Annotated in this window: 15 protein-coding genes and 1 tRNA gene; 8 read left to right on the top strand and 8 right to left on the bottom strand. The window is 36.6% G+C overall.

Annotation, left to right across the window (positions count from 1 at the left end; genetic code table 11):
- Positions 1-230: 230 nt before the first annotated feature.
- Positions 231-1,010, top strand: a complete 780-nt coding sequence (locus FACI_RS01560) for a chorismate synthase (RefSeq protein ID WP_009886337.1) — start codon at positions 231-233, stop codon at positions 1,008-1,010.
- On the opposite strand, the gene ppsA is transcribed toward FACI_RS01560, so the two are convergent.
- Positions 1,011-3,374, bottom strand: coding sequence for a phosphoenolpyruvate synthase (ppsA, locus tag FACI_RS01555; RefSeq protein ID WP_009886336.1), 2,364 nt, complete (start codon positions 3,372-3,374; stop codon positions 1,011-1,013).
- 324 nt (positions 3,375-3,698) lie between these two features.
- Between ppsA and FACI_RS01550 the strand changes: the two genes are divergently transcribed.
- Complete coding sequence (locus FACI_RS01550; RefSeq protein ID WP_009886335.1) at positions 3,699-4,283, top strand: alpha/beta fold hydrolase; 585 nt, start codon at positions 3,699-3,701, stop codon at positions 4,281-4,283.
- A 23-nt stretch (positions 4,284-4,306) separates the two neighbouring features.
- On the opposite strand, the gene FACI_RS01545 is transcribed toward FACI_RS01550, so the two are convergent.
- Positions 4,307-5,284: an NAD(P)/FAD-dependent oxidoreductase gene (locus tag FACI_RS01545; protein ID WP_009886334.1), complete on the bottom strand. Its 978-nt coding sequence runs from the start codon at positions 5,282-5,284 to the stop codon at positions 4,307-4,309.
- Between the two features lie 309 nt (positions 5,285-5,593).
- Here FACI_RS01545 and FACI_RS01540 point away from each other — a divergent pair, with 309 nt between their 5' ends.
- Positions 5,594-6,376 carry a coiled-coil domain-containing protein gene (locus FACI_RS01540; protein WP_009886333.1) on the top strand — a complete coding sequence of 261 codons (783 nt, stop codon included), beginning with the start codon at positions 5,594-5,596 and terminating at the stop codon, positions 6,374-6,376.
- Between the two features lie 60 nt (positions 6,377-6,436).
- On the opposite strand, the gene FACI_RS01535 is transcribed toward FACI_RS01540, so the two are convergent.
- Entirely contained in the window at positions 6,437-7,060 is a 624-nt protein-coding gene (locus FACI_RS01535; RefSeq protein ID WP_009886332.1) for a metal-dependent transcriptional regulator, read from the bottom strand.
- A gap of 487 nt (positions 7,061-7,547) precedes the next feature.
- On the opposite strand from FACI_RS01535, the gene FACI_RS01530 reads away from it, so the two are divergent.
- Complete coding sequence (locus FACI_RS01530) at positions 7,548-8,135, top strand: peroxiredoxin (RefSeq protein ID WP_009886331.1); 588 nt, start codon at positions 7,548-7,550, stop codon at positions 8,133-8,135.
- A gap of 51 nt (positions 8,136-8,186) precedes the next feature.
- Positions 8,187-9,215, top strand: a complete 1,029-nt coding sequence (locus FACI_RS01525) for a TrmB family transcriptional regulator (protein WP_009886330.1) — start codon at positions 8,187-8,189, stop codon at positions 9,213-9,215.
- A 92-nt stretch (positions 9,216-9,307) separates the two neighbouring features.
- Here FACI_RS01525 and FACI_RS10185 read toward each other — a convergent pair whose 3' ends face one another.
- Positions 9,308-9,451: a hypothetical protein gene (locus FACI_RS10185; RefSeq protein WP_187288955.1), complete on the bottom strand. Its 144-nt coding sequence runs from the start codon at positions 9,449-9,451 to the stop codon at positions 9,308-9,310.
- Between the two features lie 53 nt (positions 9,452-9,504).
- On the opposite strand from FACI_RS10185, the gene FACI_RS01520 reads away from it, so the two are divergent.
- Positions 9,505-10,260: a polyprenol monophosphomannose synthase gene (locus tag FACI_RS01520; RefSeq protein ID WP_009886329.1), complete on the top strand. Its 756-nt coding sequence runs from the start codon at positions 9,505-9,507 to the stop codon at positions 10,258-10,260.
- On the opposite strand, the gene FACI_RS01515 is transcribed toward FACI_RS01520, so the two are convergent.
- A complete protein-coding gene (locus FACI_RS01515) occupies positions 10,234-11,550 on the bottom strand; it encodes an FAD-dependent oxidoreductase (protein WP_009886328.1) in 1,317 nt (438 codons plus the stop codon). The two genes, FACI_RS01520 and FACI_RS01515, sit on opposite strands and share 27 nt — an antisense overlap.
- A 295-nt stretch (positions 11,551-11,845) precedes the next feature.
- Between FACI_RS01515 and FACI_RS01510 the strand changes: the two genes are divergently transcribed.
- Positions 11,846-12,787: an alpha/beta hydrolase-fold protein gene (locus FACI_RS01510; protein WP_048074121.1), complete on the top strand. Its 942-nt coding sequence runs from the start codon at positions 11,846-11,848 to the stop codon at positions 12,785-12,787.
- 29 nt (positions 12,788-12,816) lie between these two features.
- Here FACI_RS01510 and FACI_RS01505 read toward each other — a convergent pair whose 3' ends face one another.
- The gene (locus FACI_RS01505) at positions 12,817-13,122 is read right to left on the bottom strand and encodes a hypothetical protein (protein WP_009886326.1); all 306 of its coding nucleotides are present in this window, start codon (positions 13,120-13,122) and stop codon (positions 12,817-12,819) included.
- Between the two features lie 114 nt (positions 13,123-13,236).
- Between FACI_RS01505 and FACI_RS01500 the strand changes: the two genes are divergently transcribed.
- Positions 13,237-14,049, top strand: coding sequence for a UbiA family prenyltransferase (locus FACI_RS01500; RefSeq protein WP_009886325.1), 813 nt, complete (start codon positions 13,237-13,239; stop codon positions 14,047-14,049).
- A 217-nt stretch (positions 14,050-14,266) separates the two neighbouring features.
- On the opposite strand, the gene FACI_RS01495 is transcribed toward FACI_RS01500, so the two are convergent.
- Positions 14,267-14,349, bottom strand: a tRNA-Ser gene (locus FACI_RS01495).
- A 2-nt stretch (positions 14,350-14,351) separates the two neighbouring features.
- Positions 14,352-14,513 carry a hypothetical protein gene (locus FACI_RS10180; RefSeq protein WP_009886324.1) on the bottom strand — a complete coding sequence of 54 codons (162 nt, stop codon included), beginning with the start codon at positions 14,511-14,513 and terminating at the stop codon, positions 14,352-14,354.
- Positions 14,514-14,642 lie beyond the last annotated feature (129 nt).

Below are 14,642 nucleotides of genomic sequence, written 5' to 3'. Positions count from 1 at the left end.
ACAGGGTTTCGATGAGAATTATTCAGTATCTGGCATATGTGGATAAGTTTCAGCATAAAGCAGTGTATACTATATTAATGAATTTAACGTTGATTCCAACCTGAACTTATGCATGAAAAATATCTGATTACTATTTTAAAACAGTGTTATCCGGCTTAGACGATATATATTGCCACAACTTGACGGTAAATGGGCCAGTTAAATTTAAATTTAGTTCGCAATAAGGTTGCATGGAAGTCCGGCGTGTTGAAAATTCGTCAGAAATAGAAAATTTTATGGAAATTATAAAATCTGCCTGGCATAGTGATTCTGCATTATCCGGTTTTAAGGATACAATACACTCAATGGCATACCATGGTGGATTTGTTCTGGGCGCGTGGGATGAGGACAAATTAATTGGCATGAGTTTTTCATATCCAGGATATAAAAATAATTACACATACCTGTATTCACACATGACCGGTGTAATTGACCAGAAGAAATACTCCGGTGCCGGGTACTTGATGAAAATGAAACAGAAAGAGCTGGCACTGGACTATGGATACAGAATGATAGCATGGACCTTTGATCCTGTGATGAGCCTGAACGGCTATTTCAATATAGGCAAACTCGGTGCAGTGTCACGCAATTATCTGGACAATTTTTACGGTGTGATGAACGATGGGATTAATAAAGGCCTTCCAACCGACAGGCTTGTTGCCGAATGGCACATCAGGGAAAATTATAACGTTGAGTTCAACAATCCTCTATTTATTAATCAGGTTGATGGGTACAATATGGAGTTTACAGAAAAACCTGCAGGCGATGTTATCGGGATAAAAATAATCAGGGATTTTTATGAATTTAAAAAGAATGACCTTAATAAAGCTGTGCAGACTAAATTAATGTTGAGGTCTAAATTTCATGAGGTTTTTTCCGCAGGCTATGTTTTGATTAATTTTGACAAAGTTAACAATGCGTATATTTTTTCAAAAAATTATAAATTGGAAGAAAAAAATATATTCAACTGATTATGGAAGATCCCAATCAGGGTCAGAGTAAACCTTCCCCAGGGCTGCTTCCAGTTGAATCCTCTTTTCTACAGATGCAACCATCTTCCTGACATGTGTAACAGCATCAGGATTAACTGATATATCATCTATTCCGGACCTGACAAGAAAGTCCACTATTTCATCATACTGTGATGGTGCCTGCCCGCATATTGATACTATTTTGCCATCCCTGTGGGCTATTTTTATCAGATACCTGATTGCCCTTTTAATGGCAAGGTCACGTTCATCGAACATGGAGCTCATCTTTCCATTATTCCTGTCTGAACCCAGAAGAAGCATGGTAAGGTCATTGGAACCTATTGAATATCCATCAACATACTGGTTGAATTTGTCTGCTAATAAAATATTGCTCGGTATTTCTGCCATAAGGAACAGTTTGAAATCCTTTGTCCTTTCAAGTCCATTATCTTCCATTATCTTGACTACCCTTTTTAACTCCTCAACTGTTCTGGTGAAAGGTATCATAACCCATAGGTTTTTCAGGAGGTAATCGTCCCTTGCTTTCTTTATGCCCTGCAGTTCAAGTTTGAAAGCCTCCTTGTAGCGATCATCATAATACCTTGAAGCCCCCCTCCATCCCAGGAGTGGATTGTCCTCCTCAGGTTCAAATTCTTTTCCTCCTTTCAGGCTTTTGTATTCATCAGATTTAAAGTCAGAAAATCTCAATACTACAGGCCTCGGTGCAAAATCCCTGCAAACCTTTGCCAGTTCAGATGATAACCGGTCTACAAAGTATTCGCCCCTGCCATTTTTTATCAATGAGAGCGGATGTTCACCTATTTCTGCCCATATGAATTCTTCCCTCATAAGGCCTATCCCATCTGATGGAAGCTTGGAAACTTTTTCCGAAAGTTGTGGTTCACCCATATTAACAAGAACTTTGGTACCTGTTATAATGTCACTTTCGTAGGAAACATTCTGTTCCGGAGTTTTTTCTTCCGTTCCAGTGGTGATGCCTCCAAGGTATATGAGGCCGTTTTTAGCATCAATTGTAATGGTTTCCCCATCTTTCAGTACTTCTGTTGCCTTTTTTCCATAGGATGATGTACCGACAATGCATGGCACTCCAAGTTCCCTGGAAATTATTGCCGCATGGCATGTGAGTCCGCCCTCATCGGTTACTATAGCTTTTGCTTTGCCCATTATAGGGACCCAGTCAGGGGCAGTCATTTTTGTTACCAGTATGTCTCCTTCCTTAAATTTATCCATTTCCTCAACTGAGAGCAAAACTTTGGCCACTCCAGCCACCTTTCCCGGCGATGCAGGCAAACCTTTTAAAATAACCTCATTCTCATTTGCTTCTTTTTCCTGTTGCATTTTATCTTCACCAACTCTGTTTCCATTCCATACAGTTTCAAATCTAGCCTGTAGAATATATATTTTATGATCAAAAGAATCCTTCGCCCATTCAACATCCATGCTGTTTCCATAATGCTTCTCCAGCTGGAGCCCATAATTTGCCAGGTGGATGACTTCTTCATCTGAAAGCGATTGTTTATTCGCCATTTCTTTCTCAACCACCAGTTCCTCGGTTCCGCCTGTCTCCAGGCATTTTAACATTTTATTTTTGTTTGTTATTATCTTGTTTGTAATTTTCATTGTTGACTTGTCAACATAATATGTGTCGGGCGTAACAACACCGCCCACTATATATTCACCCAGGCCATAACTGGATTCAATAATTATTTTGGAATTGTCTCCTGTAGACACATCAACTGTAAACATAACCCCGGATACCTCAGAAAATAATTGTTTCTGTACTGCCACAGCAAGATATATATTGAAATGCCCGAAATTTTTCTTTTCCCTGTAATATATAGCCCGCGGGCTGAAAAGGCTTGCATAACAGGCCTTTATATTCTGTACCACATCATCTTCGCCGTGTATATTCAGATAGGTATCCTGTTCCCCTGCAAAGCTTGCATCTGGTAGGTCCTCTGATGTAGCAGATGATCTAACTGCAACGTATACGTTTTTTTCTTTTTCAATAAGTTTGCGGTAATATTCCCTGATTTCTTTCCCGAGGCTAGCGTTGAAATGGGCATTGAGGAATAGCTGCCTTATTTCTTCACTTGCTTCTTTGAGTTTTCTGGAATTTTCTATATCGGTGTGTTTTATTATATTAATAATTTTATCGTCCAGGTCATTTTCTATAATAAATTCTTTATAAGCATAACTGGTGGTGGAAAACCCGTTGGGTACAGGCACCGTTTTCATTTTAACCATTTCTCCCAGATTAGCAGATTTCCCGCCTACAAGAGGTAAATCTTCTTTTGATATCTCACTAAACCACAGAATTCTAGCACTAGTTCTATCTGTCATTGGCTAAATATTTTTTCTTGATATTTAACTACTACCTATAATAATAGCAATTTTTCGTCAATCAACGTTGATTAAATATAGTAAAAGTTTCAAAAATGAAAGTTGTACTATAATATTATGCAAATATTATGAGTTAAAATTACACATTTTGAACTGTTTGTAAATTACTTGATATGAATTTTATATTAAATACAATAATACAAAATATTTATATACTATAATTATATTATAATAGTTTATTGATACTTATATGAAAATACGTTTTAATAGGCTCTTTAAATAGGGGAATCCAAAATTTTAACTAATACGAAAGCATGTTCAATTATGTTAGAAGATAAATTTGTTAATATCAATGATGCGAAAATACACTATATAGAAGATGGAAAAGGTTTGCCATTTATTTTCTGCCATGGAGCCAGGTTTAATGCAAGGACATATGAAGAAACTGAAACTATACAGGCGGTCGTAGATTCAGGTTTCCATGCGATTTCTCTTGATTTTCCTGGATATGGAAAGTCTGAAAACCTTTCCATAGATATGTATACTTTTATTTCAAGTTTCATAGATGCCCTCAAGCTTGAACCTGTTGTTATATTGGGTGCTTCAATGGGTGGAGAGGCTGTGACAGGATTCGCAACAAAGTATCCAGACAAAGTTAAGGCAATGATTCTCGTAGGTGCCGTGGGGATATCTGATTTCGAACCTGATTTGAGCAAACTTGAAGGCAAGCCAATGCTTTTAATCTGGGGGAAGAACGACGCAATATCTGTGCCGGGTAACTATGAAATGCTCATGCGCTATAATCCATCAGCTGAATTTTCTAATATAGGAAGGCAACATGCCTGCTATCTGGACGATAGTAAAGGATTCAATGACCGTATAGTTGAGTTTCTCCACAAATTAATATAATTTTAACCACTAAAAATCCATTTTTAGCTGAGGAAATGCCTTAGAAATGGCATTATTTCAAGTTTAATTCCAAATTCATTTATTGTTTTCTTAATATCTTTTAAAGCAAGCAAATTTCCTGGTTTCATTATATTTCCCCTCTGTATATTCATAACCACCGATGCAAGTTTGTTGTAATATCCAAATTTCTGATTAATCAGCTTCCGGTATTCTGCCAGTATGCCGGTAACGTCTCCGGCCTTCAGGCAATTAAATAGTATCTCGGCGCTTTCAAGTGAAGGCACTATTCCCTCTCCGGTAATAGGCGACACAGTTCCAATAGCTTCCCCTATGCCTATTATATTTTCCTTTCCCATATTATTAAACAGTGGAGCCATCCTGATATTCCTAGTAGCGATCTTTATTTTTCTGTATTTTCTCACCAGTGAGAAATCTTCACTGGAAAGTGACCCGACACCTATATGGAACTCTTTGCCCAGTGGAAAACTCCAGAAATACCCCCTTCCTTCTGGAAGGAAATAAAAATAAAAATCTTTATAATCAGAATATGTAGTAAGATATTCGAGCGTTCTATATTGCAAATCACCGGCCGATGGCCCTATATATGCCCGTGAAATCCCTGTGGCATCAATTATTAAATCACCTTCTTCCTGCCGTATAGGTGACATTGGAATACCGGCGGCAGCGTTTTCCTCAAGCCTGTTTTTATCGAATGTGCACAAACCACTGGATTTCAGGATTCTGCCATCAAATTTGTTTCCAGAAAATGTAATATCATCTGCCCGGCTTAACACGTAGTCTGAAAATTCAATATTAATCTTTGACATGTATCTGGATATGTTAAATTCATTCGTAGCGTAGCCACATGGGATGTAATACCCTCTTTTTTTAGGATCAAAGGCGCATACGTCAAACCCCTCATCTTTTAATCTCCTGTAAAGATATATTCCTGATATTCCCAGACCCGCTATTTTTATCCTGTTATAATTTTTGTTATCCATACTGAAATCCCTCACCGGAAATTATTAACTCCTGTACAGTCAAAGCTTGTAAACTTAATATTAGATCGCACATTGCCCGAAATTATTTGTATACCAAACTTTAGAAGTTATTATCTCTTTGGTACTTAAATTTTCTGAATGTAACTCTGTGGTTATATCCTTGCCATAACTGTGATAAGAAAACACAGGCTAACTGTATTATGTATATTCAACACGATGCTATTTTTAGTGTATACCGGGAGTTAACGGCGAATGTATCTATACAAATTTAATACAAATAATTATATATTGAATATCACATAATGCTACATGGTTAATGCAAAAAAACAACTGGAAGATTTTCAGGAGCAACTACAGACAATGCATGCAAATCTTGAAGCTGTCCAGGCTGAAAATCAGGAATTAACATCTCATATAAATGAACTTAATAATAAAATAGCAGCAGGCCTGAAAAGGGAAGACGATCTAAAAAATCAGAACGAATCTCTTAAAAGTTCCCTTCTTGACACCAACGAGGCACTTGAATCCTTTAAGAAGCAGAATGAGGATATTCAGCATGAATTGGAAGATAAAAATACCAGGCTGGAAAGCACTGTAGAAAAAATAGAAACTCTGGAAGAGGAACTAGAAAAACTAAAAATTGAAAATGGTAAGATTCAGGAAGATATGGAAAATACTACTGCTTCCAGCCAGAAAATTTCATCAGAATTAAAGCAGAAAATTGACCGGCTACAAAAGTATATTTCCGAGCTTGAATCTAAAGATTCACAGAGCCAGAAAGCTATTAATGAACTATCGTCTACTGGTAGGGAACAGTCCGCACAAATTAAGTCACTTCAGAAAGAAATTAAGGATAAAAACTCACTCATAGAAGAACTGGATCTTCATAATTACGAGTTAAACCATGATTTAAAAACATACGAGATCAAAGAAAAAAGCCTGAGAGAAACTATGGAATTATTGAATGCAGCAAATGATAATTTTAAGGGATTGCTGGAAAAATACCGTTTTCTTCTGGAAAACAATATAACAGTAAAAAAACGTTCTATGTCTACTAAAAAACCGGTAAAGCCCAAAAAAACTCCTCCGTAAAATTTAGCTGCAACATAAATAAATCCTATTTATTATCTTATATGCATTATAATCCTATAACTATTTAATAAGCCTGATAGTCTTGCCCCATAAAATAGGCAACTTTAATTCACCATTTTCATTTGATATTACTGAGGCATTGTCTGGAAAAATCTCTACAGGCGTTCCCGGGTACATACCGAGGTCGGCTAATTTTTTCAATATATCTGTATTTTCATAAACAATTCTATTTAATTTATATTTACCTGAATTAGCTGTTAAAGCATTAATATCTTTTACTTCATGGTTAAAATATATCATATTGCCGTGCGGGCAGGTAAGTGGATTTCCAAGGTTTTTGGAGAACGTATCAAAATATTTGTCTTCTATTGTATGTTCTATATCCATAACTGCAGAATGTGAGTATTCCCATGGGACTTCTAGCATTTTTACTGCGAACACCTCAGAGACCCGGTGTTTTCTGATTACCGGTATAGCCATTGAGTAACCCTGCTTTGTCAGGTATATATCTCTGTTGTTCCTGGTTATCAGTTCTTTCCCTTCAAGTTTTGAAAGATATTCAGACACAGTAGCCATAGATACTCCAAGATCCTTGCTTACCATATTTTCATTGGCACTGCCGAATGCTTCGCATAATGAAAAAATTGTTTTAATGTAATCTTCCTCGTTATTCTTGAAGTTCATAAATAGGAATTATGTATATCTAATTAAGTTTTTTTATCCTAATACATGTTGTATCTAATTATATGCATGAATTTAAATTAATTAAGTGGGGTACTTTCCAATGCCTGGAAATATTTCCAGCGCCAATAAATACACACTTAATGGATGGCAACCCCTACTCACCTGAATTGTTGGGCTCAGCTGTTTGATCCCACTGCTTTCCTCATGTCTGTCGATGCAATATCACCACTTTCCACAAAGCCCATGGATTGCATTTAAATTTGAATTCTGCCGGAAAATTCCACATATAAAGAATATTATTATTCAGGGATACCGGGTAATTCTTTTCTTTCCACCACAGTAAGGATTACCTCAATCTGTATAGTCGGAATTATCCATATATTAACCTGCATTATGATAAGGTAAAATTGGGCCGCCAACATTTTATTTATATTTTATTTATAAGGATTAAATTAATATAAGATATAATTATCCAATATCGATAAATATGTTACAGATAGGAGAAGCAGCACCTGAATTTGACACGGAAACTTACTTTCCGGAAAAGAAAGAGATAAAGAAGATTAAATTGTCTGATTATAGAGGCAAGTGGGTTATACTGACCTTTTATCCGGGAGATTTCACATTTGTCTGTGCAACAGATATTGAGGCTCTTATGGGGTCATACGATAAATTCCTTAAGGAAGGGGCACAGGTATTTGGAATTAGCGAGGATTCAGTGTTTTCACATAAGGCATGGTGTGATACATCTCCAAGGGTAAGCAAGAGCAAAATACCCCTGATTGATGACTATACAAAGGAGATCGCGAAAAACTACGGATTCCTTGATTCAAAGGGATACCAGGCACAGAGGGGGCTTGTCATTATTGACCCTGAAGGAAAAATCCAGTATGAAGCCATGTTCAATGATGGCCTTGGAAAGGATGTCAGGCATATCTATGGCGCATTTATGGGCCTGAAAGTACTTCACGACACACCGGAAGGGGAAGGCCATATGTGTGCAATACCAGCAGACTGGACTCCAGGAGAATCTCCGCTGGATATAAATGTAGTAAGAGATATAGGAAAATTATAATTTTTTATTTTTCAATATAAATATTTATTTAGATAATTACAATAAACGTATATGACCGGTGATGAATTATTTAGCAAATTATCGAAATTTGGCCTATCGCCATATGAGATAAAGGTTTATAAGACACTGTTGTTGAATGGGCCTCAGACATCCACATCTATAGTATCGACCGCTGGCGTTCCACAACCGAGAGTTTATGATCTTTTTAACAATCTTTTAAATAAAGGATTAATTGAAATAAGCCCTGGAAAGAAAAAAATATACAGGGCAGTTCCAGTTGATATCGCACTTAATAAAATAATAGAGGATATGACAGCATACAAGGACGAATTGACAGAATATGTAAAAGTTTCAGAACCGGAAATGACCAAATATAATCCATATTTATGGTATTTAGACAATACAAATTTAATCCGGGAACAGATGAAAAATATGGTAATTAATGCAGAAACAGAAATAATACTTTCTTTACGGCTCCCGCTTTTAAAATACCTTGATAGGTATATACTGGATGCAGCCGATAGAGGCATTTCTGTAATACTTACAATATTCCCTGATTCTGACCGTTATGATATAAGTGAACTTGTTAACAGGGTTGTTATAAAAAGGAGGCCAGGAATTTCACCGGAAATCATGATAAAGGATAGAGATGAGGCAATAGTTTATGTGGACAATGTAAGTGCTCGGGCAAAATACGCACTTGATTTCCAGGAACAGGAAATGATACACATCATTAATTATTATTACTACAATATTGTATGGAAACCGTCAATTTACATATCAAAGTTCCAGATTAGACAAAAATGGGAATTTAAGACTTCATGGATATCCTGTGAGGCAATAAATGTATTCATGAACAATGGATATAAATTAACCGGGAGGGTAATAGGAGAAACCCAGAACGGTGAAATTGATATTAGCGGTAACGTAAAGGGAACAGATGTAATACCTGGATACAAAAATTCTTTCCTTATAGAAACCGATGAAAGGGTATTTACAGTTGGAGGAAGGTTAACAAGGATAGAAGATATAAGGCTCGAAAAATTCCAGTTAACCGCAGAAAAAAATAATACTAAATAATTCTGCCCGGGTTGTTTTATCCGGATAAATACCATTTATAATCGCATACCAGCATGTGTTATAGGGCAACTAACCTCTGTTAACTTGCCTGATTATAAAGTATATAGGTCCGTCCTGGATAGTGCCACAATAGAATTTTCGGCCGTATCCAGTTCCCTGCGCAGAGGAGTGCATAAAATATCTCTCCTTTCAACATTTAAGGTCGAGTAGCTTCCTGATATCCACCTTTTTATCATGGTTACACATACACTGCAATATTTTAATAGGAAAAATACTATTCCGTTTATATATGCAATATAATGCCTCTGTTGTAATTCCTGCCCTGAATGAAAAAGAAAATTTAAACAGGCTAATACCTGCTCTTGCAGATGACAACATTTCATCAATATATATCATAGATGACCAATCAACAGATGGCACAGCAGACCTGGTTAAAAAATATCCTGATGTGCATTTCCTTTTCAGGGGTGGCAGGCTGGGGCTTATAAGCGCAGAAATAGACGGAATGCGGTTAAGTGGCACCGAGTATGTTGTGGTAATGGACGCTGACCTTTCCCATCGGCCTGAAGATGTACCCGGGCTGATAGATCAGGCTATAAGAACTTCTTCAGATCTGGTTATAGGGTCTAGATACACAGATAAGGGTATAACAAATGATGAATTTATCCGTAAAATCATAAGCAGGATCGCCAATATGCTATTCCGGATATCATTTGATATAAATCTGAATGACTGTACATCCGGATTCAGGGTATACAGCAGAAAGGCATGTGATTACCTTGGGAAGCAGGTAGATATAGAAAATGGTTACGTTGGCCAGGTTGATATAGTAAGCAGGCTGGCACACAATGGATTTAAAATTACTGAATATCCTGTTGTATTTGTCAAGAGGACACAGGGAAAATCAAAGTTAAAAATGCGTGAAATTGTAAATTTTTTTCTTTTTGTAATATATAACAAAAAGATATTCCGCGCAATTCTTGGAATGGCTGCACTCGTTATACTGATGATAGTTTTTTCATACCTTTTTATTCTCTTTATCTAAGGCAAGGCTTGCTGAAATTATTATCGGGTCCCATACAGGGCCGTACTCCGGTTCATATCCAAGATCATTATACAACAGATCATATAGATTCATGTGGCCGGATATGGCTGTTGCTATTACATTTAACCTCCATGCAGCATTGTCTTTGCCAATAATCTGCCCACCCATAATTTCTTCTGTTTTTTTATTATAAATAATTTTCAGGAATATATCGGAGCCGTGCAGATAATTTGATTTGCTCTTTGCTTTTATGTAAACGCTTCCATAATCAATCCCGGTTTTCTTTGCGGTGGCTTCATTTATTCCGGTATATCCGACCTGGTAACCAAAGACATTTATTATTGTGGTCCCTAGCGCTCCAGGAAACGCCCTGCTATTTCCGAACATGTTAATTCCAATAGTCCTTCCCATTTTATTTGCAATCTGTGCCAGTGGATAATATCCATATGACCCGGTAACAATATTTTTTGTTGCTACATTATCGCCGGCAGCGTAAATATCCGGATTCGAAGTTTGCAAAAAGTCATTTACCTTGATGAGCCCATCTGCAGTCAGCTCCAATCCAGCTTTCTTTGCAAGTTCTGTTGATGGTTTAATTCCAGTAGCAAAAATTACAATCTGTGTATTGAATGACCCATTCCCGGTAGTTACCTGATAATTGCCCGGTGTTCCTGATATTGCTGATGGAACAGAGTTATATTCAATCTCATTTCCACTTTCATTCACTATGGAAGTGAGTACATTCCCCATATCAGTATCCATATGCGGGAGTACGTATTCATGTTTGGAAATTAACTTTACTTTGAATTTATGCGAAAGCAGTGAGAACAGTTCGGTACCCAGGACACCTGCACCTATTATAGTTACATTGTCCAGCCCTTTTATCTTTTCCTTTATGCCTATTGCGTCATCCATATTTCTCAGGGCATATGCATACCCTTTGAATTCATCAGGTATCCGTGGTTCTGCCCCGGTAGCTATAACCAGTTTATCGTATGGAAACTTTTTGTTCCCTGCGAATACATATTTTTCACCAGGATTTATAAATTCAACTTTCACCCCTGTTATTATTTCCAGGTTTCTATGTTCAGTAAATTCACTTAAAGGGTAATGAAGAAGTTCACCAGAATCCTCAAAATACCCTGAAAGATAATATGGCATTCCACATTCAGCATAGGATACATATCCAGTCTGTTCAATTACAGTTATGCGGGCAGTTTTGTCCATCCTCCTTGCTTTGGATGCTGCTGACATTCCTGCTGCACCTCCGCCAATAACCACTATATTCATGAATAATTATATGTACTGGCTATATAATGTTAATCTACAGCATTAAATAAAAAATCAAAAACAGATAAAAAGCATTTACAGGAAACAATTCTAGACAGCAATATTACTCGTCGTCTTCATCCTCGTCCCCATCATCATCGTCGTCATCGTCATAACGCGTCATGAAACTGACCATTGAAGCACCTCCACTGAATAGATAAATATAATGGCAAATAAACTTTTGGTATGATTGTTCGCTATGCCATTAATTAAAAACTCAAGCTCAAATCTTTATATGTCTGAAACATTGACCGGTATGCATGAAATTATTATAGACAAATTGGTGGCAGAATCTCTGAAAGGCAATCCTCTCGGGGATGAATACAACAGGGAAATAATAAAGATAGAGAACAATGTAAAATCCAGTACACCGGTATTTATAGGACTTCCAGGATTTTTTGGCTCAGGGAACAGTTTTCTTAATAAAAGTTATACATCCTTCGATTTCACAGATCTCCTTGACAGGCTGGATAGGGAATATGGCTACATTATTGTCCTGCCAGATACCATGACAAAATTTGGGGGAAATCAGTTTGTAGATTCAACTGCAATTGGAAACTATAAAAGTTTTATTGCCCGTGATCTGGTAGATTATATACACAGATTATATGGAAATCGTGACATTTATCTATTCGGGAAGTCATCAGGGGGATTCGGCTCAATTTCTATCACCCTGGATTACCCGGAGAGCTTCAAAGGATTTATAGACATATCGGGCGATTCATATTTTCCATACTGTTATCTACCGGATTTTTCAACTGCATACCTTGCAATGAAAGGAAAAACGCTGGAGGGCTTTATTGAATCATATCGCCAGCAAATGGTACACAGCCAGGATGAACTGGAGGCATACAATGTCGTGGCAATGGCCGCTTCCTATTCTCCAGATGGGAAAAATATACAGCTCCCATTTTCAATAGACACAGGTGAAATACTTCCAGAAGTATGGAATAAATGGCTGGAATTCGACCCTGTCAACAGGCTTTCCAGTGAAGTGGAAAAGCTAAAAGGCAAGAAAATAATATTGCAGACTGGCAATAGGGACGAGTACAAAATAAATATCGGAATGAATATGATACATGAAATATTAAAAAGAAATAAAATTGACCATTATTATAAGGAATACCCGAATGGGCATTTTAATACTAATTATTTCTATCTGGATTCATTTCCAGAAATTTTAAAAAGTTATAAATAAATTATTAATTTAATTATTTTCCGGTATTTTTATCCTTTCCAGATTCCAACACCAAGGCCTACCAGGAATAATACAAGCACAAGCGTAATTGATCCAACATGCCCAAGGCTTACTAACCCTGGAGCCTTGCTTATATTGTCAATGAAAAATGTCTTTGCATATGTGTATATCTTGCTGAATGAAACGTTGGGTACGAATGAAAGCCCGGCATAACTTGCCAGCACAAATGCTATTATGAGCAAGATAGCTGAAACAATTCCCTTTTTAATAGCAAGCCCGAAAAGTAATCCATCGATTAAAGCAATAGCTAATATTATATATCCCGAAACATCCATAAATGATTATGCGAATCAGAATATATAAATATATGCAAATTGGTCGAGAAAAATAATATTTTCAACTTTCAAACAGGACAAAAATATAATATCTATGTAAATATCAGTCTCTAAATGAATAAGTGGATTAAAATTACACGCCCGGTAAACGGATTCATGGGATTCTTCTCCATATACATAGTAGGATTTATTGCCGTTAACTTGCACATTGCTGAATTTATCATACCACTAACACTTGGGGCAATAAGCGTGTTCCTTGTAACAGCAGGCGGAAATATAATAAATGATATCAGTGATGTGGAAACAGATAAATATAACCATCCGGACAGGCCGTTGCCTTCAGGAACCATAACAAAAAAAGCAGCATACTATTTAGCTATCTCATTTTTTATTATTGCATTCATAGTATCTACTTTTATATCTCTTTTTATAAGTTTGGTGGTTGTAATAGCTGAATTGTTGCTTGTCAGCTATGAATTTAAAACTAAAAAAATTGGTTTACCAGGAAATCTTACAGTAAGCCTGCTTATAGGTATGATTTTTCTATACGGAGGTTTTATCACCGGCACTATATCAAAAATGCTCCTTCTCTTTCTACTTGCCTTTTTCTCCAATATGTCCAGAGAAATAATGAAAGATATAGAAGATATAAATGGGGATGTTGATAGGGTTACGTTCCCTAAAAAATACGGAATTGGCAAGGCAAAAATTGTATCAGCTATTTTTGTAGTCATAACAATTTCAGTATCTGTCCTGCCATATTATTTCCATGTGCTCTCAATTTACTATCTTTATGCAGTGGTATTAGACGATCTCCTATTTGCCATTACCATATGGTACTTGAAAGCTAATATATCCCGCGGTGAAAAAGTTTCGAAGGTAGCTATGATCTATGGAATGGTGTGTTTTCTAATAGGCGGAATATAAAACATCAAATTCCAGTAGAGGGCTCTAATTTTGCTAGTATCCCAATACTGCATATAATTGATGAAACACCACGAAATATTCAAGTGATATGAGAGTATGCAAGTTAACTATATTAGTTGTTATAAATTATAATTGAGCACCCGAAGGATCAAATAATTTTTAGCTATAATATATAAAAAATACTTCAATCAATTAATGTAAAATAATATAATTAGAACGCGGGGAATGGGATTTGAACCCATGCTCTCATTTCGAGAAACAGCTTAGCAGGCTGCCGCCGTACCACTGGGCCATCCCCGCATTTATGCTGGATACCTATCCTGGAGGTCGTTTGCTATTTCTTCCAGTATCTCTTCAAAGTTTTCATTCTCCATGCTAACAACTTCGCCACTCGGCAAAGTCATACGGACATAGTATATTTCGCCATCTTTAGATATTTCAATGTCAGCCAGACTTTCTCCCATACACCTATAATTATTAGGCATATATTATGTTTTTCAATATTTATAAGAGTTCAGTGGTTTGAATTACCTCCGGTTTAATATAGATTTGAATTTTCCTTCATGGGGAATTCCAGTACACGTTATACCATT

Source organism: Ferroplasma acidarmanus Fer1, from assembly GCF_000152265.2.
GTDB classification, from domain to species: domain Archaea; phylum Thermoplasmatota; class Thermoplasmata; order Thermoplasmatales; family Thermoplasmataceae; genus Ferroplasma; species Ferroplasma acidiphilum.
Note: the sequence above shows the minus strand (reverse complement) of the source record. Positions and strands in the feature narration are given on the sequence as shown.

Bases quoted from the DNA above. Each gene is read 5' to 3' on its own strand.
- FACI_RS01560 (WP_009886337.1), top strand. From the start codon at position 231: ATGGAAGTCCGGCGTGTTGAAAATTCGTCAGAAATAGAAAATTTTATG.
- ppsA (WP_009886336.1), bottom strand. From the start codon at position 3,374: ATGACAGATAGAACTAGTGCTAGAATTCTGTGGTTTAGTGAGATATCA.
- FACI_RS01550 (WP_009886335.1), top strand. From the start codon at position 3,699: ATGTTAGAAGATAAATTTGTTAATATCAATGATGCGAAAATACACTAT.
- FACI_RS01545 (WP_009886334.1), bottom strand. From the start codon at position 5,284: ATGGATAACAAAAATTATAACAGGATAAAAATAGCGGGTCTGGGAATA.
- FACI_RS01540 (WP_009886333.1), top strand. From the start codon at position 5,594: ATGGTTAATGCAAAAAAACAACTGGAAGATTTTCAGGAGCAACTACAG.
- FACI_RS01535 (WP_009886332.1), bottom strand. From the start codon at position 7,060: ATGAACTTCAAGAATAACGAGGAAGATTACATTAAAACAATTTTTTCA.
- FACI_RS01530 (WP_009886331.1), top strand. From the start codon at position 7,548: ATGTTACAGATAGGAGAAGCAGCACCTGAATTTGACACGGAAACTTAC.
- FACI_RS01525 (WP_009886330.1), top strand. From the start codon at position 8,187: ATGACCGGTGATGAATTATTTAGCAAATTATCGAAATTTGGCCTATCG.
- FACI_RS10185 (WP_187288955.1), bottom strand. From the start codon at position 9,451: ATGATAAAAAGGTGGATATCAGGAAGCTACTCGACCTTAAATGTTGAA.
- FACI_RS01520 (WP_009886329.1), top strand. From the start codon at position 9,505: ATGCAATATAATGCCTCTGTTGTAATTCCTGCCCTGAATGAAAAAGAA.
- FACI_RS01515 (WP_009886328.1), bottom strand. From the start codon at position 11,550: ATGAATATAGTGGTTATTGGCGGAGGTGCAGCAGGAATGTCAGCAGCA.
- FACI_RS01510 (WP_048074121.1), top strand. From the start codon at position 11,846: ATGCATGAAATTATTATAGACAAATTGGTGGCAGAATCTCTGAAAGGC.
- FACI_RS01505 (WP_009886326.1), bottom strand. From the start codon at position 13,122: ATGGATGTTTCGGGATATATAATATTAGCTATTGCTTTAATCGATGGA.
- FACI_RS01500 (WP_009886325.1), top strand. From the start codon at position 13,237: ATGAATAAGTGGATTAAAATTACACGCCCGGTAAACGGATTCATGGGA.
- FACI_RS10180 (WP_009886324.1), bottom strand. From the start codon at position 14,513: ATGGGAGAAAGTCTGGCTGACATTGAAATATCTAAAGATGGCGAAATA.